We start from the raw sequence: 22,806 nt of genomic DNA, 5'->3' as shown, positions 1-22,806 counted from the left end.
TCACCCCAATCTATTTTAGTCCTTTTATCATACCTTTTCTAAACCGTACAGTCAAACGTTACGGTGTGGAAAATAAGGACAATTTGTGAAAGATAAATGGTTAATTGTTTTCATTTTCAACGGTTATAAGTAGCGACAATTTCAACCTTCATTCGGTCTGGATCTTCAAAATATGCCGCAAAGTGGTGCTCTCCTCCAGCAAATGGATGCTTTTTATTGTAAAGGATATTGACCCCTTTCTCACGTAACTTGTTCGTTAGTAATTCCACGTGCTGAGTTGATTCTGCGTGGAAAGCAAGATGATTTAAACCCGATCGACAGCGATGATAAGGAACATCCAAAAAGCGCTCCTCTGTTTGAACAAATACCAAGTATGTATCTCCTAGTTTCCAGCTTCGTCCTTGCTCCCAATTTTGAAATTCCTCGTACCCGAGTTCTTTTAAAAGCCAGTCCCAAAAACGTACAGAACGATCTAAATTTGCTACATTGATTTCAATATGATGAAGTATGCCTGTTTTCATGTTTTCCTCCTTTTTGCTTCAGCTGATATCTCTTGGTGCATACAAAATAATTGTCACTCCGATTAAACAAATAAAAGCGCCAACCCAATCGTAAACATCCGGTGTTTTCTTATCGATGAGCCATCCCCATAAAATCGATAAAATAATAAAAACTCCACCATAAGCGGCATATACTCGTCCGAATGTTGGAAATGGTTGGAGCGTTGGAATGATTCCATAGAGAATGATAACAAATGCTCCTATTACCCCGTACCATGGTGAGTAGCTCTCCCTTAACCAAAGCCAAATAAGATAGCCACCTCCAATTTCAGCCAAACCCGCTAAAATGAAAAGAAGAATTGACATTAACCCTCATCCTTTTTGTTTTGATATATCTCTACAATTGCTTTTATTTCCTCGAGTTCATCTACTCTCTGATACGTCTCATTTTCTGAACCCCAATAGTCATCTCGTTTCCAAATTGTCCTAATCCCCACATCTTTTGCTGCTTTAACATCATTGCTCTTTTTTTAGTCAATAACACTATTATGTAGGGACGCGGCATATGTCACTCATCCATGGTCAACAAACCTTCATTATACAGTTCTTTGGTCTCTGTTTTTCTTATCTAATTCGAACGATACTAAGTTTAAACATTAGTGAATATGTTTGAAAGGGTTTCACATTCAATCTAGTAAAATGAAAAGGAGTTGACTTATAATTAAAAGGCTTTTTTCACTGATGATTGTTTTAATGTGGCTCGTTACTGTAGGCGCACAAGCTGGAAAGTTTGGTAATAGTAATCCTTCTGGGATCCCTGGTCAGTGGTATATTGGAACAACTCCCTCCTATGTAGATCCTACTAAGGCACCGTTAGTTTTTGTTCATGGCTTAAATAGCGCGTCCGATACTTGGTGGGAAGGCAACAATATGTATGATACTGCTTATGCCAACGGCTACCGTACTGCTTTTATTGATTTGTATCCGACAAAAAACATGTGGGACAACGGGGCACTTTTATCACAAAAAATTCGTGAAATTTATGATTACTTTGGTAAACAAAAGCTTGTCCTAGTTACCCATAGCAAAGGTGGCATTGACGCACAGTCGGCACTCGTACACCATAATGCTCATCCCTACGTCTCCAATGTCATTACACTCTCAACGCCACATTACGGTTCACAACTAGCAGATCTTGCTTACAGTAACTGGGCCGGATGGTTGGCAGGAATCCTCGGTAGCAAAAATGATGCAACCTACTCACTTCAGACTGGCTACATGAAAAACTTCAGAACACAAACAGATACACATGCAAGTTCTAGGAAAAACCCTTTTTACACATTCGGTGGCACAAGCTGGGGTAGCTTTGGCTCCTCACTTTATTGGGGTGGTCTTTATTTGCGAGGATACGGCCAAAATGATGGAGCCGTTACTGTTACAAATTCTAGGTTACCTTACGGAAAAGAAGTAAAGGTTAGTAGTTGGAATCATACAACAATCAAAGAAGGAAGCTCAACCTTTTCTCTTTTTAAACCTTACTTAAAATCCACAGCAACAACATTGAGTAATTTTGCGATGACAAACGAAGCTCAAACCACAGCCGATGCTGCTAGTTTCTATTATCGAGGTGGAGAATATAGCGGCACTACCAGGGAAGAGTTTGTTGTAGAAGATAACGTTGATGCGATTGTTGTTGACTGGATGAGTTCGAGCCCCAATTCCAAGCTGGCTGTCCTCACACCAAACAATCAAACACTACAATCCTTTCAAACGACAGTAGACACTGGAATTTTTGCTGGTGCTTATCACCATCAGCTTCATATTAAAGATCCTAAGATTGGCACATGGAAAATTGAAGCGAAAAACTCTGTAAAAGAAGCCTATCTTCTAAATATTTCTTACGAGAGTCAAGCAAACGACGCCATCAATATAGAAAAAATCTCAAAAACAAACAAGGCACTTAAATTCAATTCTAACAACAAAAAAATAAATAAAGACAGTCTTGAAGCTACAATCAATGTTGACTATCTACCGAAAAATAAGAAAGCAGGAAAGAAACTCAAACTGAAGAAAGAGAAAAATGCGCCATCTGTTCCAGTTAACATCCAGGAAGAGGGCTCATATACAATCACAATTGATGTAAAAGGAAAAACGGTACAAGGACATAAATTCGAGAGAACAATTATTAAATCTGTTTACGTAGACAGCAACGGAGAAGTTTTTCAATAGAAACTATTTTGAGTCCACCTCTAACAGGTGGATTTTTTACACAGTTCTTCGTACCTGAATTAGATAATCGTCTATCTTTTGATCTAGTTTTTGAATATGTTGCAGCGCTACCTCTCTGTTCATTTCACGGTAATGATGCCTTCCACCGGGTTCTTCGTCCATTTCATCTGCCATTCGAACAACCTTTTGAAGTGGATTTTGGTGCAGAGTCCCTTCTGGCAAATAAGAATCCGTATGAAGAAGAATGGCCAAAGCTATTTCTTTGGCAGGCTGCCGGTCTTCCCCAAGTCTAATGAGCAGCTTATGTGCACGTTCGGCACCTTTAATCGCATGTATGTCACTTTCACGATATTGCTCGTAATCCCACTTCCCATTTTTATACCATTCATAATGCCCAATGTCGTGTAATAAACCAGCTTTCGTCGCTAAATCTGGATCTACACCATTTTGAAGGGCAAGCTCAAGCGCGTGCTCAGCAACAATAATTGCATGGGAAACACCAGATCGATGTAAATATTTTTGTGCAACCGGATGGGTAAATACATCCGCAAGCGTCACATTTCGCAAGATAACCCCTCCCTATAAAAAAATTGTATTTTGACTACTTTACCACACTTTAAAAATAGATGAAATCACTTTGTTCCATCACCTTACAACTAAAGTATCCTTGTCCTTTTCTTGGATATGAGGATTTTCCTATATTTATATGCACCTTTATTAAGATTGTGCTTGTAAAGGAAATTCTCTGCTTAATAAATGAAAAGAGCGGTAACTCCAGCCTTATAGATGTGTTGCTAGATTTTATTCAATGATTGTTCTACAGAGAAATATCACCAATAGAAATAGGACGTGAGTACGCCCTATTTCTAAACTATATAAAGATGTATCATCTATTCGGCAATTCTGTTCTTGATTGCTTCGTTTCGTTCTTTGTAGTTGACCAAGAGCTCACTTAGTAATTGTTGTACCTTAGCAGTATCCTCTTGTTTGACGGCTTTTTTAAGCTCGCGCATTTTTTCATGTTTCGTTTTTCTTTTTTCTTTCCATTCACCTTTAGACTCTTTTTTTGATCCATGCTCTTCTTTCCATTGTTTCTTTTTTCCCTTTAGCTCTTCTTTATCAACCTTTGAGAAGATTTCTTCACGTTCAGCTATCACTGTTTCCCACTCAATTAATGTATCTGGAGAGTATGTTTTTACAATCTCCAAAAGCTTTTCCTGATGCTTATGTCTTTTTTCAGTCCATGTTCCTTCATTGTTGTGCACGTTTTCTTCTGCAACAACAGTTGTTACTAGTTGACTTGGCTGACTTCCACCTTCAGCACTGGCATAAGCAAAAGTCGGAATTGAAACTGCAAGTGCTGCTCCAGCAATTAGAAGCTTTCCTTTTTTCATCATAGCCATCTCTCCTTCAATTAGTTTCATACATCTTCATCGTACAACCTAAATGTCTTAGAAAAACCAAAGCTTTGTGGGGAATTTTTTGAAAAATCACGAAGATCCCAATAGGCTTTTCTACCTAAACATTACTCTCCCCTTATCTTAAGTCTTATACTCATAAGTGAGTTAGGATTCTTACTCTAAATACGTCTCAGGTCTTAGACTCATTTAAACCCTGAGTGCATTGTAGGGTGTATGGATATTCAATAGAATAAAGGTACAATCTCATGAAAGTAGGTATTCAGTTGAAAAAAATCATCCTCATTTTTTTATCCCTTGTCATTGCGTCTCAATTATTTTTATATTTATCGAACAGTTCTTGGTTACCTTTTGGAACTCAAGGTGATCAAGCTGAAGTAACGGATTCAACAAGTATGATTGAAATTGATGTTTCAGGAGTTAGCACGACAATTATTTCTGAAAGCAGAAGCGATCTAAAAACAGATTTAGAAGGAAAAGGAAATGTGACTGTTACTAAACATGGAGACAGTATTCAGGTCGAGTACAAACGCAAATGGTATGAGTTGTTTTCAGGGTTCAATAGCCCAAAATTAACTGTATACCTACCTGTTGATTATAATCGAGATATGGAACTTGACATTGGATCTGGTAGCTTGGACTTTAGTGACTCAGGTATGAAACTAAATACGTTGTCATTAGATGTTGATTCTGGTCAGGTTCATTTAAAAGAACTTTCAGCAGGGGAATTCAATCACGAAGTATCTTCAGGGAGTGTAACCATTGAATCGTTAGCAGTTCATTCTGGTAAATTTGAAGTTAGCTCCGGGAAGGTCGATATCAAAAATTACTCTGGCAAGCTCGATGCTGATGTATCTTCTGGCAAATTCGATGTGCAGATGGATAAGCTAACTGATTCGATTGATATTAAAGTAAGCTCAGGAATGGCAAGTCTAGGCCTACCAAACGAAGCTAACTTTACATTGAACGGAAAAGTTAGCAGCGGCATCATACGAAACGACTTCCCTCTCAATGAAGCAACAGAAAACAAAAATCATGTTGGAGGGACTCACGGAACTGGCGAACATAAGGTAGATATAAGCGTATCAAGTGGGATGATTACGATTAATTGAAACAGGAAAAGTAGTCTGCTATATTGGCAGACTTTTTTTATGGACTAAATGTAACTCTAAATATTCAAAATTGAGTTTTGTAACTTGAAAATTGAAAAATAGCACAAAAGGTGATTCATTCTGAACAAATCGTTCCCAAAATAAAGGAATATGAAACGATACATAACAAAAAAATAACCAAGACGATTGAGCTAACAAAGCTTACTAACACTCTAATAGAAAATCACAAACATCCTATTATCGACATTCTCGACATTTATAGAATTCCATCTTCTGATCTAACATTAGGTATCCAATGCCCTAAATGCCTTGGGTTCAAGGTGGATAGATTATACGGAGCTTGGTACTGTTCTATCTGCAAGACGAAATCGAAACAAGCGCATGAACAAGGGATTTTGGACTACTTACTATTAAACGGGGACCTACTATGACAAATCAGCAATGTCGTCAACTTCTTCTTTTTAACAACCGTAAAACAATGAACAACTTACTTTCGAAAATGAACCTTTCTTTTTCTGATAGCGGTAGAGATAGAATCTATCACTCACCTGAAAATGGGGAGTTTAAACACTCTCTATAAGAATTTTATCTTAACTTAGTAAACTTCTTACAAACGCAAAAAAACCAGTCCCCCTAAGAGAACTGATTAATCTTATAAACTATCATTACCTAAAAATCATTTCTCTCTCTTCACCGGAATTGTCACAAAGAATGTTGTTGATTTATCTTCAGATTGAACATTAATGGCTCCACCATATTTCTCAACAACTTGCTTAACGATGCTTAAGCCTTCCCCGCGAGGGCTACCGAGTTGAGTTTCTTTTGTAGAAAATCCACTTTGAAAAATTCTGGTTACGATATCATCTGGAATTTTTCGGCCTATGTTTTCAATTTTAAATTGATAGGTTGATGCAGTTGAGATGGCTTCGTAATTAATAAATCGTTCTGTTTCTGGTAGCATTAGGGTTGCATCGAATGCATTGTCAATTAGGTTGGATAGCAATTTTATTAAATCTGTTGACTTAATTCGGCTGAAAGAGTCATCATCTACTAATAAATGCATGTCGACGTTGTCATTTTGTGCTCTAACCCATTTTGATTGCAATAAGATGAGCATAGCAGGATTTTTCACTTTTACAGGTAATTCCGTTGCTTCAACCTCTTTAGTAAGCGATGTTACATATTCGTATGCTCGATCTTGTAGGCCAATTTTTAATAAGCCTTGTATGACTTGAATATGGTTTATAAAATCGTGACGAATCGATTTTAACGTATGGAGCATTGAGGTAAATTCACCTTGATAGGTTTCTTCCGTATCTCCTACCTGTGACTTGATTTCAACCCGAACCCATCTCTGTACGAGTAAAAAAGCTGCAAATGAAATTAAAACAAATAATCCGTTAAAAATAAACATCGGTATGCTCGATTTAACGACTTCTTTCGTAATTTGATTCACTGTTTCGGCACTGATATCTACGGCTAGTGCACCAAGATATTCCTTATTGGATTCACTGTAGATAGGTACGCCTGCTGTGACGTAAGAGCCATATGTATCGTCTGGTATGATACCTGTATAAAAAAGCTTACCGTTAACTAATTTATTTATGTATTCTTCTGGTATTGTAGAAACTTTTCCGATATGGGTTTCTAAATGATTTTCAGGAAATCCTGCTACCATCACTCTAGGTATATTTTGCTCATCAGCCTTTACTGTATAAACATGTAAAGCACCTGTGTGTTCTCTTGCTTGATTCAAGTCTCTACGAAGCTTGTAAAATTCCTCGGATGCTACAGGATTTTTCAGAAATTCCTCATATGTCAATTTATCAAACGTTTTTACAATGGATTTGGCATTTTCCATCCCCTGTGTTGCAACGGCTATTTCGACTGTTTTCTTCATATTATGAAAGTTGGCATACAAGTTTAATAAAGTAAGAAAGGTAATCAGAAGAACGGTTACCGAAATGATGACTGTAAACTTCTTTTGTTTTAATCTACTAATGTCAGCCACCTCTTAACTACTGTATATACCCATATTATTGCATCTGTTCGGTTTTTTTGCGAATTTTTTTTACTAGATTAGGAGGAGCTCTAGAAGAAAAAGTGGAGCAACGATAGTTCGTTTCTCCACTAGTAGGGTTATATCAGATCTTTTATATCGTAAACTTGACCATTTTCAAACGAAGTTTCTAGGAATTTCAACAAAATGCTTGCAACTGTTTCTGGAGTTCGCAGCATTCCTTTTTCATGGTAGCCTTTAAATTGGTCCACTGAAGAAAAATCAGCACGCTCAGATCCTCGGATTGTTTGCTGCATCTCTGTGTCCATCACACCAGGTGAGAATGAGATTGCTTTTAAGGTGGAATTGCTTTCTACTTGCTCTAGTCCCAATGTTTTAGTGAACATATCTAGGCCTGCTTTTGTGCTACAGTAGGTACTCCAGCCTGAGATTGGTCGATTTGCGGCACCTGAAGAGACGTTAACAATTACTCTGTCACCTTGAAATGCTTCTGTCCGTTTTATAAACTCTGTGCATAGCAGAATCGGTGCTAATAAGTTTACTTTTACATTCGCTATTAAATCTTGATTTGTTGCTTTTCCCACAGGCTTGATCGGATCAATCGTGCCGGCATTGTTTAGCAGGGTGATTTTTTCTGCCCCTGAGAAGTTGATCTCTTCAAAAATTTCTGTGACGAGTTTCTCAACGAGATTTTCATTCGATATGTCGCCTGTTTTGTAAATCATCGGAATCTGTTTGCTTACAGCTAAAGTAACTAATTGTTTGTTTTCTGTTCGAGATATACAAATCAGCGTGTTCCCTTCTACTAAGAGCTGCTGAACAATTGCTTCACCAAGTCCTCTTGAAGTACCTGTTATGATGTAATAGTTCAATTTTAGTTTCCTCCCAATTTAGCTTGCTTTTTTCAATTCTGCTAGTTTGTAGTGATTTTCAAAATAATCATTTGTTTCACTTACGACAACTTTCCAGAGAAGAATAATCGCGATTAAGTTCGGGATCATCATAAGCGCGTTGGCCATATCTGCGAAAGCCCAAACGAGTGATAATTCTGCAACTGCACCTAATCCACACGCAGCAATATACACGATCCGATACCCAGTTATACCACGATGTCCAACTAAATACTCGAAGCATTTTTCTCCATAAACATACCAACCAACAATCGTTGAGAATCCAAAGAAGATAACCGAAAAGGCAACGATGTATTCTCCAATTATCCCTAATGTTGAGGCGAATGCAGCAGACGTAAGTGCTCCTCCATCAAGGTTTGGATTATGGGCAACCCCCGAAATTAGTCCACCAGTTGGATCCCAAAAACCAGTGATAATCAAAACAAGTCCCGTCATCGTACATACAATAATGGTAACAATAAATGTCCCTGTCATGGCAACTAATGCCTGTTTAACAGGATGATCTGTTTTTGCATTACCAGCAATTAGAGCCGCTGTACCAAGACCTGCTTCATTCGAAAAAATTCCTCTGGATACACCGCTTCGTACTGCCTCAATTACAGTAATCCCGATAAAACCACTAGCTGCTGCAACCGGATTAAATGCATAATCGAAAATCGTCATGAATGCAGGGATGATTTGAGTGAAATTTAAGGCAAGAATCAATAGTGCCCCACCAACATATAAAAGAGCCATGATCGGAACGAAGAAGCTCGCAACAGAACTGATTCGTTGGATACCTCCTACAATTATGATGGCTGTTAAACCTGCTAGAACAACTCCTGTAACAATTCCTCCTATACCAAAGCTATCATCCATCACTTGAGCGATTGTATTTGATTGCACACTATTACCAATTCCAAGCGCTGCTATCGCACCAAAGAATGCAAACGCAATCGCTAAAAACTTCCACTTTTTTCCGAGCCCTTTTTCTACATAATACATGGGTCCGCCTGAATACTCACCATTTGCATTTTTAACTCGGTATTTCATGGCGAGCAATGCCTCAGCATATTTCGTTGCCATCCCTAAAAGTCCTACAACCCACATCCAAAAAATAGCCCCCGGACCACCGAGTGTAATCGCAGTCGCCACTCCAGCAATATTTCCATTTCCAATCGTTGCAGCAAGTGCCGTCATTAACGCTTTGAAATTACTTACATCACCTTCTGCATCAGACTCTTGTTTTTCTTTTGAAAATCCCAATTGAAACGCATAAAGTAGTCTACGGAATTGTAGCCCTTTTAACACCATCGTCAAAAATAAACCAGTTCCAAAAAGAAGAATTAAACTAGGCGTTCCCCAAAGAACCCCATTAATTTTTTGTATAATCTCCATACTCATACCACCTTTGTCTGTATATATATTTATAATGATAACGCTTTCAGCTCTATTAAAATAGTAAATTTTGAACTATTTTAGTAGACTTGTTTCTTTCCACAAAGAATCTAGTACCCTTTTGTTACTTTTGACAAACTACTAGAAACATAATATCTTTGAATTAACGGGATGTCAAAATGAAATAAGAATCAGTTTAAATAAAAGTAGGGATATTATTGAATCATTCTACCTATGATCCATTTAAGTATAATTTTGAACGATTAGAGGATGTTGCCGACCGAATTAGTGAGGTTTTACAATGTCCGATTACAATTGAAGATGTGAATCATCGTCTCCTTGCCTATAGTACGCATGATGATTGCACAGATCCTGCTCGAATCTCAACGATTATCGGCAGACGTGTTCCAGAAAAAGTGATTAATAGTTTGTGGAAAGACGGTGCAATTCCACAGCTCTTAAAAACAGACGAGCCATTACGTGTCCAACATATTGATGAAGTGGGACTCGGCAATCGTGTTGCGATCTCAATATGGAAAAACAATGAAGTGTTAGGTTTTATTTGGGCTCTAGAAATTCAAAAGCAATTATCCGACGCAGATTTACTTCTATTAAAAAAAGCGGCTCAAGCAGTTAAAAACAAACTACTCAATCTTCAAGTTCGAAAAACGAAAAAAGAAGAGAGAAATCAAGAATTTTTTTGGAAGCTGTTAACTGGGCATATCACATCAGATCAGGAAATAGCAGAAGGACTTCAACAGTTAAGTTTAAATTTCCCATCACCATTTGTTGTCGTCATATTTAAGTTTAATCATGAAGTCAAAGCGGACACAGAAAAACAGTTAAATTATTTGCTGCAAACGACCCAGCAGGTCCAGGTCGTCATGGCTACGGTTGATTTTGATGAATTCATCGTCTTACTATCACCTAAAAGTGATCAACCACTACGAGATATTAAACTGTTTGCGAGCTCCACCATTCATCAATTAAACGAGCGATTTATGCTACATGAGGTACAAGCAAGCATTGGTGGAATTATACAAAGCCCACAACATATTGAGAAGAGCTATAAAGAGGCTCTTGCTGTCCTATCAATCAAAAAGCGTTTTCCTGTCGAAACGAAGGAACTATATAGTTTTTCAGAATTAGGAATCTATCAATACCTTGATCTACTTTATGACAAGCGTAAGACCGATGGACTACTAAATTATTCTCTCACTCAATTAAAACAGTATGACGCTCATCATCATACAAATCTTGTAGAAACATTAGAAGTCTTTTTAGACTCTGATAGCAACGTCCTTCTTGCTGCTAAAGCTTTAAATGTTCATGTAAATACATTGAGTTATCGACTAAAGCGGATCGCTCAGATCGCAGAGCTTGATATGAAAAATCCAAACCAAAAGATGTCTATTTATTTAGATTTAAAGCTTGATCGAATGACTTTGTGAAATTTCACAAAAGGGCTGAAACTCTTTCTCTTTTTTAACCAAAGAATTCTTGAAGATTACGAATTATACTGTATTTATAAAGAGTTTTTAAGGAGGAAGAGTTTTATGATTATTGGAGTACCTAGAGAAATAAAAAATAATGAGAATCGCGTGGCTTTAACACCAGGAGGCGTTACACAGTTCATCGGATCTGGACACCGTGTTTTAATTGAAGCTGACGCCGGAATTGGAAGCGGTTTCACCAACGAAGATTATCTTGCTGCTGGAGCTGTGATTCTTGAAGATGTAGCAAAGGTTTGGAATGACGCTGACATGGTCATGAAAGTTAAGGAACCATTAGCTTCAGAATATGTATATTTCCGTGAGGGGCTTATTTTATTCACTTATTTACATTTAGCAGCTGAGCCAGCTTTAGCACAAGCTCTAAAAGAAAAAGGCGTAACAGCGATTGCTTACGAAACAGTGACATCAGGTCGCACGCTTCCTCTATTAACACCAATGAGTGAAGTTGCTGGACGTATGGCTGCTCAAATTGGAGCTCAATTCCTTGAAAAGCCAAAAGGCGGAAAAGGAATTCTGCTTGCAGGTGTTCCAGGCGTTAGTCGTGGAAAAGTAACAATTATTGGTGGCGGAGTTGTTGGAACAAACGCTGCAAAAATGGCAATCGGCTTAGGAGCAGATGTGACAATTATTGATTTAAGCGCTGATCGCCTACGTCAATTAGATGACATCTTCGGAAATTCAATCAAAACGTTAATGTCTAACCCAATGAATATTGGAGCTGCTGTTGCTGAGGCAGATCTATTAATCTGTGCAGTACTCATCCCTGGAGCAAAAGCACCAACACTTGTTTCAGAAGAAATGGTAAAAGCAATGAACACCGGTTCAGTCATTGTTGATGTTGCAATCGACCAAGGTGGAATTGTTGAAACAATTGACCACATTACAACACATGATCACCCAACCTATGAAAAGCACGGCATCGTTCACTACGCTGTTGCAAACATGCCAGGTGCCGTTCCAAGAACATCTACACTTGCACTAACAAATGTAACCGTTCAATACGCTATGCAAATTGCCAACAAAGGCGTACACAAAGCGATCATAGAAAACGCAGCATTAAAAGCTGGTGTTAACGTAGCTAAAGGTGAAATTACTTATGAAGCAGTGGCTCGTGACCTTGGCTATACGTATACTCCTGTAGATGTGGCATTTGAGAGAGAGTTTTCGCTTAACTAAAATGATTTTATTTCGAAAAGGGGTCCTTTTGGTTTAAGTAATGACTTCATGGATGACATTTGAATTGACACTACTTTTGGTATCGCATTTCTATAAGACAACAGGTATTATCTTGATCAAAACACTTTGAATTTTAGTTGTCAATAAGTTCCAAAGTGTTCCATAATTGTTAATATAACAACAAAATGACGTGTGCCACACGTCATTTTTACTGTTTATTTTGTTATTTAGCACCAATAAACGTTACCCTTTACAATTTATTAACTAGTCTGTTATATACTTTTCCACAAAGAGAAGTTCAATTCATCGAGTGATAATCCATATCCGTCAAAATCGCATTTACCTTATCAAGACGCTTTTTTGTTTGTTCGGGATAATTAATCGCAAGAGCGCTAATTAGATAATCTGCAACAAACATGGATGACACAGCTGAATTATGAAAAGCGATACTGCTTGAGTTACATGGCAATACCAAGTCTGAATGCGAGACAAGTGGAGATGAATAACTGTCTGTAATGGAAATGATTTTTACACCATTCATTTTCGCTGTCCGGGCAAGATCAATAATTCGCCGTGCATAACGCGGAAAGCTGACGGCAATCACTAGATCATTTTCATTCATATTAACAACACTATCAACCCAATCACTTACATCCGCCACAACAAGGCTTGTATTGCCAAAGAGGCGGTTTAGTCCATGTGATAAATACTGCGCGACCGGCAATCCACTCCTAACACTCGTACAAATAATCCGGTTAGCCGACATAATCATTTTTTGCGTATGCTCAAGCGCATCCTGTGAAATCATATCCATTGTATTTTGAATGTTTTGAATCTGACTCTCTGCATAGCGACCCCAAAGATCGTCCTCATTAATTCCTTTTATGTTCGCTTCAAGTCTTGTCTGCGGAGCAGCTTGGTTCCGCAAATTTTCTTGAAGTCCTTTTTGAAATTCAGTATAACCGGAATAGCCAAGGCTAAATGTTAGCCGCATTATCGTTGTCGTACTTGTCTTTACTACACCTGCAAGTTGATCCACCGTCAAAAATGCTACATCAAGTGGATGTTTAATAATATAGTCGGCCACTCTTCGTTGTGTTTCTGTTAATTCGCCTATCTTTTGCTGTAATTTCACGATCGGATTTTCCATATCATCTCTCCAGACAGGTGGTTACTGTCGTAAATTTTCCACCTTTTTTCACTCGAGAAAATAATATCACGATTTCTCTTTCTTGTAAAAAAGAAGCTTGTCCGGATGAAAAGACCCCATTAAAATTATTGCTCCGCACGTATAAAAGATACCAGGCATCCCAACAACGGAGGATAACGATCCTAATGACAGCGGACCAACAATCTGAGTCAATTTATTAAACGTTAAACGAAGCCCTAGCCCTTCAGCCACACGCTCTTTAGGCAAAGTAATAATTGTTGCAAAGATGGATAAAGGCTGACAAATACCCGTACAAAAACCGAGAATGATAGATAAAGTGCTCAGCCATAGTACATGATCGGATAATGGATTCAACAAATACATGACACCGGAAACGAGAATCGAAATGGTAATGATTACATCCCTCTTTAAATGTTGGGCTACCCATGGTAATAAGCTTCGGATAAACATTCCCGCCCCCGCATTCAGCGCAATAATCACACCAATCGCTGAAGCAGACAAACCATTTTCTGCTGCAAGTAAAGGGAAAAAGGAAATATATGTATCTTTTGCCAACAGCCCTACAGAACTGACCAGCACCGCTTTTCGTAAATCAGGTATGCGCAGCAATTGAAATGAATTTTGCTCATTCCTTTTATCCTGCATCGACATCGCTTTTTGCCCTGAAAAAAATAAAGACAATGGGAGCATTCCCACTAACACGAAACTTAATGTTAAAAAAGTGGTACTATAACCGATCGAATCGGTTAAGAAACCTGAAAAGAGTGGTCCGGCAAAACTGCCCGCCGCAACAGCAATACTGAATACCGTAATATAATATTCACGCAGTTTGCTTTTCGGAAATTGACCTGCATAGGCCTGCATCGACAAGACAAACACGAGTTGAGCGAGACCGGCAAAGATTTGTGAAATGTACACGCCGGTTAAATTATGTAAAATACTTAGAATGACCATTGATAAAATGCCCAATACAACACTTGCAATCAGCGGTCCTTTAACACCGACACAGTCAATAATTTTTCCCGATTGAATCGATAAAAACAACGGAAAAAATGAAAATAACGCGACAATGACGCCAATTTCAGCATGACTTGCCCCAAGTCCATCGGCATACAGCGAAATAAGCGGTCTGCTTCCGGCAATACTCACCATAAACAACGCCGTACATATAAAAACAAGATTTTTATTTATTGTTCTTCCTTTTGTCACATAAACCCAACCCTTCCCTTTTATCATACATGAAAAAGGAAAAACAGACGGATCCGGTTGGATTCGTCTGCCTGCTTTATTTTAGCGAACATGTTCTAATTTTTCACTGAATTCATCTGAAGAATAGGCATCCTCTTCTTTCACTATTTCTTTAGGGTAATAACCGAGAATGAAACCGAAAATACCGGCAATCGCACTGATTATGAATGTTGGATTCGCAAACAAATCCCAAGTTTTCACAATTAAATCACCATTTTGCAACAGGACACCAGCCAGCTGACCAAGGACAAGACACGTCCCACCGATTAAAAACAACACAAGACACGTTTTAAATAAAAAGGCGATAATCTTTCTCACTTTTTCCACTCTCCTTTAGATTGGCACTGGCAAGATACCCATTGCAATTAAATAACCGATTAATAAAATAGGGACAACATAATATACAATTAGTGGGACGAATGTCTTTTCGGGACTTGCACCTGCAAGCGAGGCCGCAATAAAGATCGATCCGGAAGCCGGCGGCGACGCACCTTCTGTGGATGCAAAAACGAGAATCGCGACTACTGCAAGCAAAGGATCAACTCCCGCCGATACCATTGCCGCAAAAGCGACCATTCCAATGGCTGTTAAAGTGGCCGTTGATGACAACGGACCAGCAACAAGTGCAACAAGTAGCGAAATTAACAGCACCATTAGCCATTTAGAAATGGATATAGAGCCCATTACAGTTGTTAAATCTTCTGGAAGACCGAGATCTGTCAGCACTTGGCTGGATGCATAAGCGAAGACAAGCAATGCACCAATCGTTGAAAAGCGAGGAATCGCTTTATTTAAAAAGTCAAACCAACCCTCTGCTGATTTCGGTAGCTTTGTCCAGCCAACTATCATGCTGATCAAAATGATTAAAATCGGTATCCACGTGATAAGTGAAATGCTGTCCATTGCGTCTTCCCCGATATTCGGATTTGCCATAAAACTTTCTGCAAGCGGTCCAATCGTAACGACAATCGGAATTAATGCTCCAAAGAAAATCAATGTTGACTTCCAACCTGTTCGGAACGCCTCTTTCAGCGGCTGAATAAACTCCGGTGAAATTGTTTTAATATTGTCACGCTTAACAAAATACATGATTAAGAATACACGATAAATAACTTGATAAACACCTGAAATAAACAGGGCTACATACAAGTCTCCCTCGGATACAACTGCTGCAATCGGCGCGAATCCTAGCATGATAAACATCGACGCACTAGGTGGTAATGCCGCGCCGAGACCACCATTACCGGCTACAATGGTAGCTGCTCGTTCCCGACTGAATTTGGACTGAACCATCCACGGTGCCGTAATGGAACCTGTCGTTGCCGTATTTCCTGAGTTTGATCCTGCAAGCGTTCCCATAACTGCGGATGCGATCGTGTCAACGTATGCAGCTCCACCGGGAAGCCGGCCAAGTAAAGAGTTCAATATTTTCACGAGACTGGCAATGATTGCAGTATGATCAATGACATACGCCATAAATACAAACGCGACAGACGCGTATAAAACTTCATTTGTACCAGCAAAAACAAGACCGCTCCATATTAAATCAAAGACTTTTGTACCCCCAAACAAAGAAGTTGCTATAAAACCGGCCAGCATTGCCTCCGCTATATTACGTTTTAATACTAGGTTCCAAAAAACAATTATGCCAATAAATACGAGTAACGCCCAGATTCCAACGCCCATACATACACCTTCTTTCTAAATATTACGAGTATTAAGCGGCAACATTGTTCGCCGCTTTTATTATGTTGTTACTTTAAGTGCCTCAATTACTTGCCGCCAGTGTTCTGGCTTTTCTCCATGATACTTCTCTTTCAAATTTAATAAAGCAAGTTTTTCAATTTTGGCTTTTGCTACTTTCGACATCGATGAATCAAGATTGACTGATTCTAGCATATCAATTGTGCCGACAAGTTCAATCGAACGTCTCGTTGCATGAAGTGCCGTTCCGGTCACGAGCCGATTCATGGTTTCTTCAAATTCACGGCCGTTAATCGTTTCACTGAGTGAATCAATGACAAGCTTTTCGACATTAAAATGGTGAGCAGCTTCTAACAATTCAATATACAGCCCAACGATTCCTTTCATATAAATGCTGCGAATTAATTTTGCCGCAGTTGCTTCACCAGGCATTTCGCTAACCTTCTCGATATTCATACCGAATAAAGACATCATTTCAATAAAAACATCGGTTCCGTCACCGCTGGCGAGAATCGGCACTTTATGTTTATAAACTGGCAGCGGTCCCATCATTGCCGCATCCACAAATTTCCCGCCACATTTGTTTATGTTAGACGAAATCTGCTTTTTGACATCCGGATTGGCTGCTGAAACATCAATATAAATGCTTCCATTTTTTAGATGTGACATTAGCTGTGCGCTTACTTCTAGCGCCTTGTCTGCAGGTACTGCAACAATGACCGCTTCTACATCTATAAGCACTTCTTCTGATGATTCCACAATTGTAACGTGTGACTCTTCAGCCCGACTTCGTACAAGTTCGCTGTATTCTGGCACATTCCAGAGTGGATCATATGCCTTCATTTTTTCGATTCCTTGCTCATTTAGACCAGACGCCAATTCAAAGGCGGCCTCCCCGAATCCAATAAATCCTAAATGCATATGTGCTTCTCCTCCTTAAAATCCAAATTCTTTAATTTTATCGGCAAGCCATGCTGGGGCAATGCTGATTCCATCTGTACTTCCTCCTTTTCGTTTCTCTTCATAACTAGCAATCATCTGCAGACGTTTTTCTTCATATTTAAGTTTCGCTTCTGCTTTCGCGAGTGCATCCTCAATTTTTTCTTTAGGTACAACAATTACGCCGTCTTCATCACCGACGATTAAATCACCTGGATAAACGGCAACTCCCGCGCATGATATTGGTATATTGATCGCGCCAGGACCTTCTTTAAATGGACCATTTGGAATAAAACCTTTTGCAAAGATCGGTAGCCCTATTTCACCCAGCATTTCTTTATCACGAACAAGCCCATCAATGACTATTCCTTCTAACCCAATAGCTTTCGCAGCTCCCGCCATTAATTCGCCAAGATATGCATTTTCCGTATGTCCTTTTCCATCAGCAACGATCACATATCCTTCTCTGCCGCAATAGATACCTTGGTGCAAAAACAGATTGTCACCTGCTCTCATATCTACGGTTAAAGCAGTTCCGACCACTTTCATCCCTGATGCTACAGGTCTCACTCTGTAATCCATTGACCCCGTGCAGCCCAACGCATCAGAGATAAGTGTTGAATTTAATTTTTTAGCTTGTTCAATTATTGTTTCTGGTAAAAGTGGTGCTGTATAACTCATTCTCCTCACTTCCTTCCTAATGATAGCGGTTACATGAAAATTGAAATTAAAGTAGTAAAAATAACTACTTTTTATAATAAAGTAATATTTATTACTACTTGATAAAATGTTAACATCGATATTTCTTGTTGTAAACTGTTTTTTATTTTCCGATTGTTATAAACCATAAAATAACCCCTGTGTGAAGAAAATAGAAGAATAGCTAATAGCAATTTAGGAACCTTTTTGTTTTTTTCGTTTATGCATGATTACATCCTTAATAAATCAAAGTTTTTTGCTTCTAAAGAATCCTAACCTACAGGAAGGTTAATATTTAATATAATGAGTTCCTTTGCAGAGTTTGAAAGGTATATGAAGTATATGAACCTTTGTACCATTTCTAAATAACCCCTTCACTGTTTTAGTTTTTTCACTTGAAGCTGTATTTGTCCGTATAATCTAGCGGGGGATTGGCTAAACGATATGTAACTTCTCTAGATCCTTCCATAGAAGAAAGATATTTTTTTGTTTAAGGAAGTATTGGTACAATAAATACGAGGTGATTAGTTTGTGTGGTCGATTCTCTAATGGAATGAGAATAAACATCTTAAAACCACGATTGTAGTAACAAAACGATCAAGTTTCACAACAAAAATAGAACGTTTAGTCAGTAAGACTAAACGCTCTAAATGTATTTGTATTGATTAGTAAGATATTTCTTCAAAACTCAAGAAAAGAGAAAGATTACCTTCTCTTTTTCCCAAATATCTCCTGTTCGAGTCGTTTCCCTGTTGGAGTTGCTGCTAGACCGCCTTCTGCTGTTTCTCTTAAGGCAGAAGGCATTGATTGCCCGATTAAATACATAGCATTAATTACTTCATCACATGGGATTCTGCTTGTAATACCTGCTAATGCCATATCTGCTGCTGTCATAGCATTTGAAGCACCCATTGCATTTCTTTTCACACATGGCACTTCAACTAAACCTGCGACAGGGTCGCATACTAGGCCAAGCATATTTTTTAAGGTAATTGCCATTGCTTCAGCAGATTGAGCAGGTGTTCCACCAGCTAGCTCAACTATTGCTGCAGCTGCCATTCCACTTGCTGAACCAACTTCTGCCTGACATCCACCAGCTGCTCCTGAAATAAACGCATTGTTAGCCACTACAAATCCGAAAGCTGCAGATGTGAATAGAAATTCAATCATTTCCATACGAGTTGGATTTAACTTTTCCTTGACTGCGAACAATGTCCCAGGGACAACTCCTGCCGAACCTGCTGTTGGAGTTGCACAAATCGTTCCCATTGCCGCATTAACTTCATTTGTCGCAACAGCCTTGCTAACTGCATCTAATAAAAGATTTCCCGTTAGTGCTTTCCCGCTTTTCATATAATTTTGCAATAATACTGCATCTCCACCTGTTAATCCTGAGACAGATTGAACACCTTTAAGACCTCGTTCAATGGCCTGCTCCATCACCGTTAAGTTTCGATCCATTTGCATAAGAATTTCTTCTCTTGTTCGTCCCGTAACCTCAATTTCCTGTTGGATCATGATCTCTGCTATTTTCACTCGCTTGTTTTCGGCTAGCTCAACAAGTTCTGCTACGCTTCTAAACATGTTTCAAGCCCTCCTGTTCGTAAACCAACATTAATCAACCATTCGAATTGTCTGGATAATGTTTGGTAGTTTTCCAATCTCTTTTATTACTTTGCTATCGAATTTTTGATCAACTTCGATCACCATCATTGCCATATTTCCTTTTTCTTTGCGGGAAACCTCCATATGACCGATATTGAGTTGATAGTTTGCAAGAATGTTTGTGACACTTGAAATGACTCCATATTGGTCTTGATGCACGACCAAGATCGCTGGATATTCTCCAGAGAGTTTAAGTTGAAAGGAGTTCAATTCAATAATTTCAATTGTTCCACCACCGATTGAAATACCCACTAATTCAAGTTCGTTTATTGCATCATATAATTTAATCCTGACTGTATTCGGATGATCAGTTACGGCAGTTTCAATCGTAAACTCTATCGTTATTCCTGCTTCTTCTGCTAGTTTTAATGAGCTTGGAATTCTCTCATCAAATGTATCAAAGTCAAGTATACCGCCAACAATCGCTACGTCTGTTCCATGGCCTTTATAGGTTTTCGCAAATGACCCGTATAAAGAAATAACCGCTTTTGTTGGTGCTTTTCCAAATAAGGTTCTTGCCATTCGGCCGATTCGAGCTGCACCAGCTGTATGTGAGCTAGAAGGGCCTATCATTACTGGTCCGATTATTTCAAAAGCTGATCGATACTTCATCTTTCCATCACCCTTTTTTTTAAGCTGCTTCTTTAATTGGTTGAGTATCTTGCTTATTTAAATCAGCCAATGTCCGAATTTTATAGTTTTTAAATATGATCGACCCTAGAAATCCGCTTAGCGCCCCCACTGTCGCACAAATAAGAGCTGTAATCGTCACTTTTAAAGGATCATTAAACCCATACATAACAGCAAGACCGGCAATTGGAGTTGCAGTACCTGGTGCATTGTTGATTAAACCCGACATGGCAACGACAATCCCCGCTGCTGCTCCACCAAAAAAGTTTGTTACATAAACTGGTATTGGATTCGCTGAAATGATATTTGCTTGTGTTAGTGGTTCAATCGCAACCGAAATTGTTGTTCTTCTATTCCCAAATTTTAAACGATCAAACAATACGTAGTTCATAAAGGAAGAACCAAAAACCGCTAAAGCACCGATTGCCATTGGTAGACCTGTTAACCCGAGCATAGCTGTTAACGCCATGGAGCTTAAAGGTGCAGTTGCAACAACAGTTATGACACCACCTAAAATAATCCCCATTACGATTGGATTGCTATTCGCAGTCTCTGCAATAATTCCACCAATATTTAGAAGAGTTGCATCCACAAGAGGACTTACATTTACTGCAATTAATCGGACAAGAGGAGCTGCTACAATAATAGTGACAATTAGATCAAGACCAGCTGGCACTTTGTCCTCGATTTTTCTCACAAGAAAGGAAACAAGATAGCCGGCAATGAATCCTGGTAATAAGCCTAATCCTGCACAGGATACACCCAGCATCAACGCGTAAACAGGGGAAACTCCCAACGCAAGAGCTACCAACGCGGCAGCCGCAACGCCACCCATTCCACCAGCAGCTGTCCCGACCTCTCCAAAAAAATCAATGCCTATTAAATCTCCACCAACATACTTTTGAAAGGCTTCGACTAAGAATGCAGCAACTGCAGCACTTGCAAGAGCTCCCATTGCTTTCATCCCTTTTGGGGCTTTATAACTAAACAATGTGAAAAAAGATAAAACGAGTAATAGTAAAACAGTTCCTTTTAATATTTCCAATTGTCTCTCTCCTCTTTGATGTAATTTTTTAAAAATTGCGGTATCACCAAAAAATTGTAAACGCTTGCAAAAAACTCGCTATTAAAAGTGCTTTTTAAAAATATTCTCTAAAGCAAACTCGCTTTCAGCTCCACTATCATAACATAATTAATATAGTGATTAAATAAAATTTTATGTATCTTAAAGATTTGTAGAATTCACTTTTTTCATAATAATGTATCAATTTTATAGGATAATCTTCTATTAAAGGAATTGTGGGGCAATAATAAGAGAGGCATCATTACAGTTAGTCTGTCGTTGTCACTCAGTGAATTAATAGTACAATACTATAAAATAGACACTACCCATTTTTAGATGGGTAGTGTCTTTCAAGTTCTTTTTGACATAAATATTGAAATTAGCATGCTCAAACTTTAATTAACTGTTTTTATGCAACACTAGTGAAAATGGTACTGTTTATAAGTAATTAAAACCTTGCTGCAGACGTTCAAGTACATAGAGTGTATGTTTGTAATAGTTAAAATCATGATTTATCTTTTTTTCATCTAGTCCACTGTAAAACATTCCCCATGCACATTCTCTAACCATATGCATAAACTTCAGTTCTTGAAGAATCTCAAATTGTTCATCTTCATAGGTTTCAAAGTAAAGCTTTAACCATTCTTTCTCCTGTTCTTCCGAAAACTTGTTTGAAAAAGGAATGGTAGCTAAGTCAAAGAAAACATCTCCACTTCCTGACATTTCCCAATCAATAATATAAAGATCTGGACCAGATGAGAGCATGTTTACTGTAAAATAATCGTTGTGACAATACCTTCCATTAAATTGTTTATCATAGCTTCGTTTATGTGCGATTGCTTCCGCTTTTTTCAGAAATGGACTTAACCCATGCGGATGCTTTACGTTCAACTCATCAGCACCACAGATATAGCGTTCAATAAAATAATAGGGGGAACATTGACGTTCGTTATCTTTCATAGCATGTATCTTTTTCAGGTGACTGATGATTAATTTTTTCGTATTTTCATCATTAAGATTGTCCGGTGAAATCATTTGACCATCAATAAATTCAGTAACTACATACTTTTCCGGGTTGTTTGCGATTAGGACTTTTGGAGCAAAACCCTCTCTAGCAGCCCTTTCCATAATATCTACTTCCGATCTTCTAGTAACATTTAAATACTCGTTTTGTTTTCCATTAATTCGTACAACAAACGATTTTTGTTTTGTAATAACTTTATATGTTTGATTATTTAAACCACCATTTAGTGGCTCTAACGAAATTAATCCACTATTGAGAAGTGGATTTTCATGAATTATCTCTTCGATAACCATTGTAATATCCCACCCTTTATCACTATTTTTAAGTTGTTATAAAGTGAAACCATAATTCTCAACTATCATCTGTTTGAAAAGTGCTCACAATAAATAATAAAGCTCTAACCGCA

At 38.4% G+C, this 22,806-nt stretch carries 23 protein-coding genes; 5 read left to right on the top strand and 18 right to left on the bottom strand.

Annotated features, from left to right (window positions below; translation table 11 throughout):
* Positions 1–116 precede the first annotated feature (116 nt).
* The 3 genes from ACFFIX_RS05915 to ACFFIX_RS05905 are packed head-to-tail and all read right to left on the bottom strand — an operon-like array spanning position 117 to position 997.
* A complete protein-coding gene (locus tag ACFFIX_RS05915; RefSeq protein WP_378931548.1) occupies positions 117–521 on the bottom strand; it encodes a VOC family protein in 405 nt (134 codons plus the stop codon).
* A gap of 18 nt (positions 522–539) precedes the next feature.
* Entirely contained in the window at positions 540–866 is a 327-nt protein-coding gene (locus tag ACFFIX_RS05910; RefSeq protein ID WP_378931546.1) for a YnfA family protein, read from the bottom strand.
* Positions 866–997 (bottom strand): hypothetical protein, encoded by a 132-nt coding sequence (locus ACFFIX_RS05905; protein WP_378931544.1) that lies wholly within the window; start codon positions 995–997, stop codon positions 866–868. The genes ACFFIX_RS05910 and ACFFIX_RS05905 overlap by 1 nt, the downstream gene beginning before the upstream one ends.
* Positions 998–1,241: 244 nt before the next feature.
* Between ACFFIX_RS05905 and ACFFIX_RS05900 the strand changes: the two genes are divergently transcribed.
* Positions 1,242–2,729: an esterase/lipase family protein gene (locus ACFFIX_RS05900; RefSeq protein ID WP_378931543.1), complete on the top strand. Its 1,488-nt coding sequence runs from the start codon at positions 1,242–1,244 to the stop codon at positions 2,727–2,729.
* Positions 2,730–2,765: 36 nt separating this feature from the next.
* Here ACFFIX_RS05900 and ACFFIX_RS05895 read toward each other — a convergent pair whose 3' ends face one another.
* On the bottom strand, positions 2,766–3,296 hold the full coding sequence (locus tag ACFFIX_RS05895) for an HD domain-containing protein (protein WP_378931542.1): 531 nt from the start codon (positions 3,294–3,296) through the stop codon (positions 2,766–2,768).
* Between the two features lie 323 nt (positions 3,297–3,619).
* Complete coding sequence (locus ACFFIX_RS05890; RefSeq protein ID WP_378931540.1) at positions 3,620–4,126, bottom strand: hypothetical protein; 507 nt, start codon at positions 4,124–4,126, stop codon at positions 3,620–3,622.
* Positions 4,127–4,395: 269 nt separating this feature from the next.
* Here ACFFIX_RS05890 and liaG point away from each other — a divergent pair, with 269 nt between their 5' ends.
* Both liaG and ACFFIX_RS05880 read left to right on the top strand, forming a co-directional pair.
* Positions 4,396–5,259 (top strand): LiaG family protein, encoded by an 864-nt coding sequence (gene liaG / locus ACFFIX_RS05885; RefSeq protein ID WP_378931538.1) that lies wholly within the window; start codon positions 4,396–4,398, stop codon positions 5,257–5,259.
* A gap of 427 nt (positions 5,260–5,686) precedes the next feature.
* Positions 5,687–5,839 (top strand): hypothetical protein, encoded by a 153-nt coding sequence (locus ACFFIX_RS05880; protein WP_378931536.1) that lies wholly within the window; start codon positions 5,687–5,689, stop codon positions 5,837–5,839.
* Positions 5,840–5,935: 96 nt separating this feature from the next.
* Here ACFFIX_RS05880 and ACFFIX_RS05875 read toward each other — a convergent pair whose 3' ends face one another.
* From ACFFIX_RS05875 to ACFFIX_RS05865, 3 genes are all read right to left on the bottom strand, one after another.
* Positions 5,936–7,270, bottom strand: a complete 1,335-nt coding sequence (locus ACFFIX_RS05875) for a sensor histidine kinase (protein ID WP_378931534.1) — start codon at positions 7,268–7,270, stop codon at positions 5,936–5,938.
* A 128-nt stretch (positions 7,271–7,398) separates the two neighbouring features.
* The gene (locus tag ACFFIX_RS05870; RefSeq protein ID WP_378931532.1) at positions 7,399–8,151 is read right to left on the bottom strand and encodes a (S)-benzoin forming benzil reductase; all 753 of its coding nucleotides are present in this window, start codon (positions 8,149–8,151) and stop codon (positions 7,399–7,401) included.
* Positions 8,152–8,169: 18 nt separating this feature from the next.
* Complete coding sequence (locus ACFFIX_RS05865) at positions 8,170–9,567, bottom strand: alanine/glycine:cation symporter family protein (RefSeq protein WP_378931530.1); 1,398 nt, start codon at positions 9,565–9,567, stop codon at positions 8,170–8,172.
* Positions 9,568–9,785: 218 nt separating this feature from the next.
* Between ACFFIX_RS05865 and adeR the strand changes: the two genes are divergently transcribed.
* On the top strand, positions 9,786–11,018 hold the full coding sequence (adeR, locus tag ACFFIX_RS05860; protein WP_378931528.1) for a sporulation transcriptional activator AdeR: 1,233 nt from the start codon (positions 9,786–9,788) through the stop codon (positions 11,016–11,018).
* Positions 11,019–11,123: 105 nt separating this feature from the next.
* On the top strand, positions 11,124–12,257 hold the full coding sequence (gene ald, locus ACFFIX_RS05855) for an alanine dehydrogenase (protein ID WP_378931526.1): 1,134 nt from the start codon (positions 11,124–11,126) through the stop codon (positions 12,255–12,257).
* A gap of 298 nt (positions 12,258–12,555) precedes the next feature.
* On the opposite strand, the gene ACFFIX_RS05850 is transcribed toward ald, so the two are convergent.
* From ACFFIX_RS05850 to ACFFIX_RS05805, 10 genes are all read right to left on the bottom strand, one after another.
* Positions 12,556–13,407: a MurR/RpiR family transcriptional regulator gene (locus ACFFIX_RS05850; protein WP_378931524.1), complete on the bottom strand. Its 852-nt coding sequence runs from the start codon at positions 13,405–13,407 to the stop codon at positions 12,556–12,558.
* Positions 13,408–13,473: 66 nt separating this feature from the next.
* Positions 13,474–14,664, bottom strand: a complete 1,191-nt coding sequence (locus ACFFIX_RS05845; protein ID WP_378931522.1) for an MFS transporter — start codon at positions 14,662–14,664, stop codon at positions 13,474–13,476.
* 54 nt (positions 14,665–14,718) lie between these two features.
* A complete protein-coding gene (locus ACFFIX_RS05840; protein WP_378931520.1) occupies positions 14,719–14,994 on the bottom strand; it encodes a hypothetical protein in 276 nt (91 codons plus the stop codon).
* 15 nt (positions 14,995–15,009) lie between these two features.
* Positions 15,010–16,362 carry a TRAP transporter large permease subunit gene (locus ACFFIX_RS05835; RefSeq protein WP_378931518.1) on the bottom strand — a complete coding sequence of 451 codons (1,353 nt, stop codon included), beginning with the start codon at positions 16,360–16,362 and terminating at the stop codon, positions 15,010–15,012.
* Between the two features lie 60 nt (positions 16,363–16,422).
* On the bottom strand, positions 16,423–17,301 hold the full coding sequence (locus ACFFIX_RS05830; RefSeq protein ID WP_378931515.1) for an NAD(P)-binding domain-containing protein: 879 nt from the start codon (positions 17,299–17,301) through the stop codon (positions 16,423–16,425).
* A gap of 15 nt (positions 17,302–17,316) precedes the next feature.
* The gene (locus ACFFIX_RS05825; protein WP_378931513.1) at positions 17,317–18,000 is read right to left on the bottom strand and encodes an RraA family protein; all 684 of its coding nucleotides are present in this window, start codon (positions 17,998–18,000) and stop codon (positions 17,317–17,319) included.
* 723 nt (positions 18,001–18,723) lie between these two features.
* A complete protein-coding gene (gene sdaAA, locus ACFFIX_RS05820) occupies positions 18,724–19,602 on the bottom strand; it encodes an L-serine ammonia-lyase, iron-sulfur-dependent, subunit alpha (protein WP_378931511.1) in 879 nt (292 codons plus the stop codon).
* A 30-nt stretch (positions 19,603–19,632) separates the two neighbouring features.
* On the bottom strand, positions 19,633–20,295 hold the full coding sequence (gene sdaAB, locus ACFFIX_RS05815; protein ID WP_378931509.1) for an L-serine ammonia-lyase, iron-sulfur-dependent subunit beta: 663 nt from the start codon (positions 20,293–20,295) through the stop codon (positions 19,633–19,635).
* 19 nt (positions 20,296–20,314) lie between these two features.
* Positions 20,315–21,358: a PTS sugar transporter subunit IIC gene (locus tag ACFFIX_RS05810; protein ID WP_378931506.1), complete on the bottom strand. Its 1,044-nt coding sequence runs from the start codon at positions 21,356–21,358 to the stop codon at positions 20,315–20,317.
* 456 nt (positions 21,359–21,814) lie between these two features.
* The gene (locus ACFFIX_RS05805; protein ID WP_378931504.1) at positions 21,815–22,693 is read right to left on the bottom strand and encodes a phosphotransferase; all 879 of its coding nucleotides are present in this window, start codon (positions 22,691–22,693) and stop codon (positions 21,815–21,817) included.
* Between the last annotated feature and the right edge of the window lie 113 nt (positions 22,694–22,806).

It is taken from the genome of Metabacillus herbersteinensis (assembly GCF_042433335.1).
Taxonomy (GTDB): Bacteria; Bacillota; Bacilli; order Bacillales; family Bacillaceae; genus Metabacillus; species Metabacillus herbersteinensis.
The sequence above is the reverse complement of the archived record's forward strand: the minus strand, read 5'-3'. Positions and strand labels throughout refer to the sequence as shown.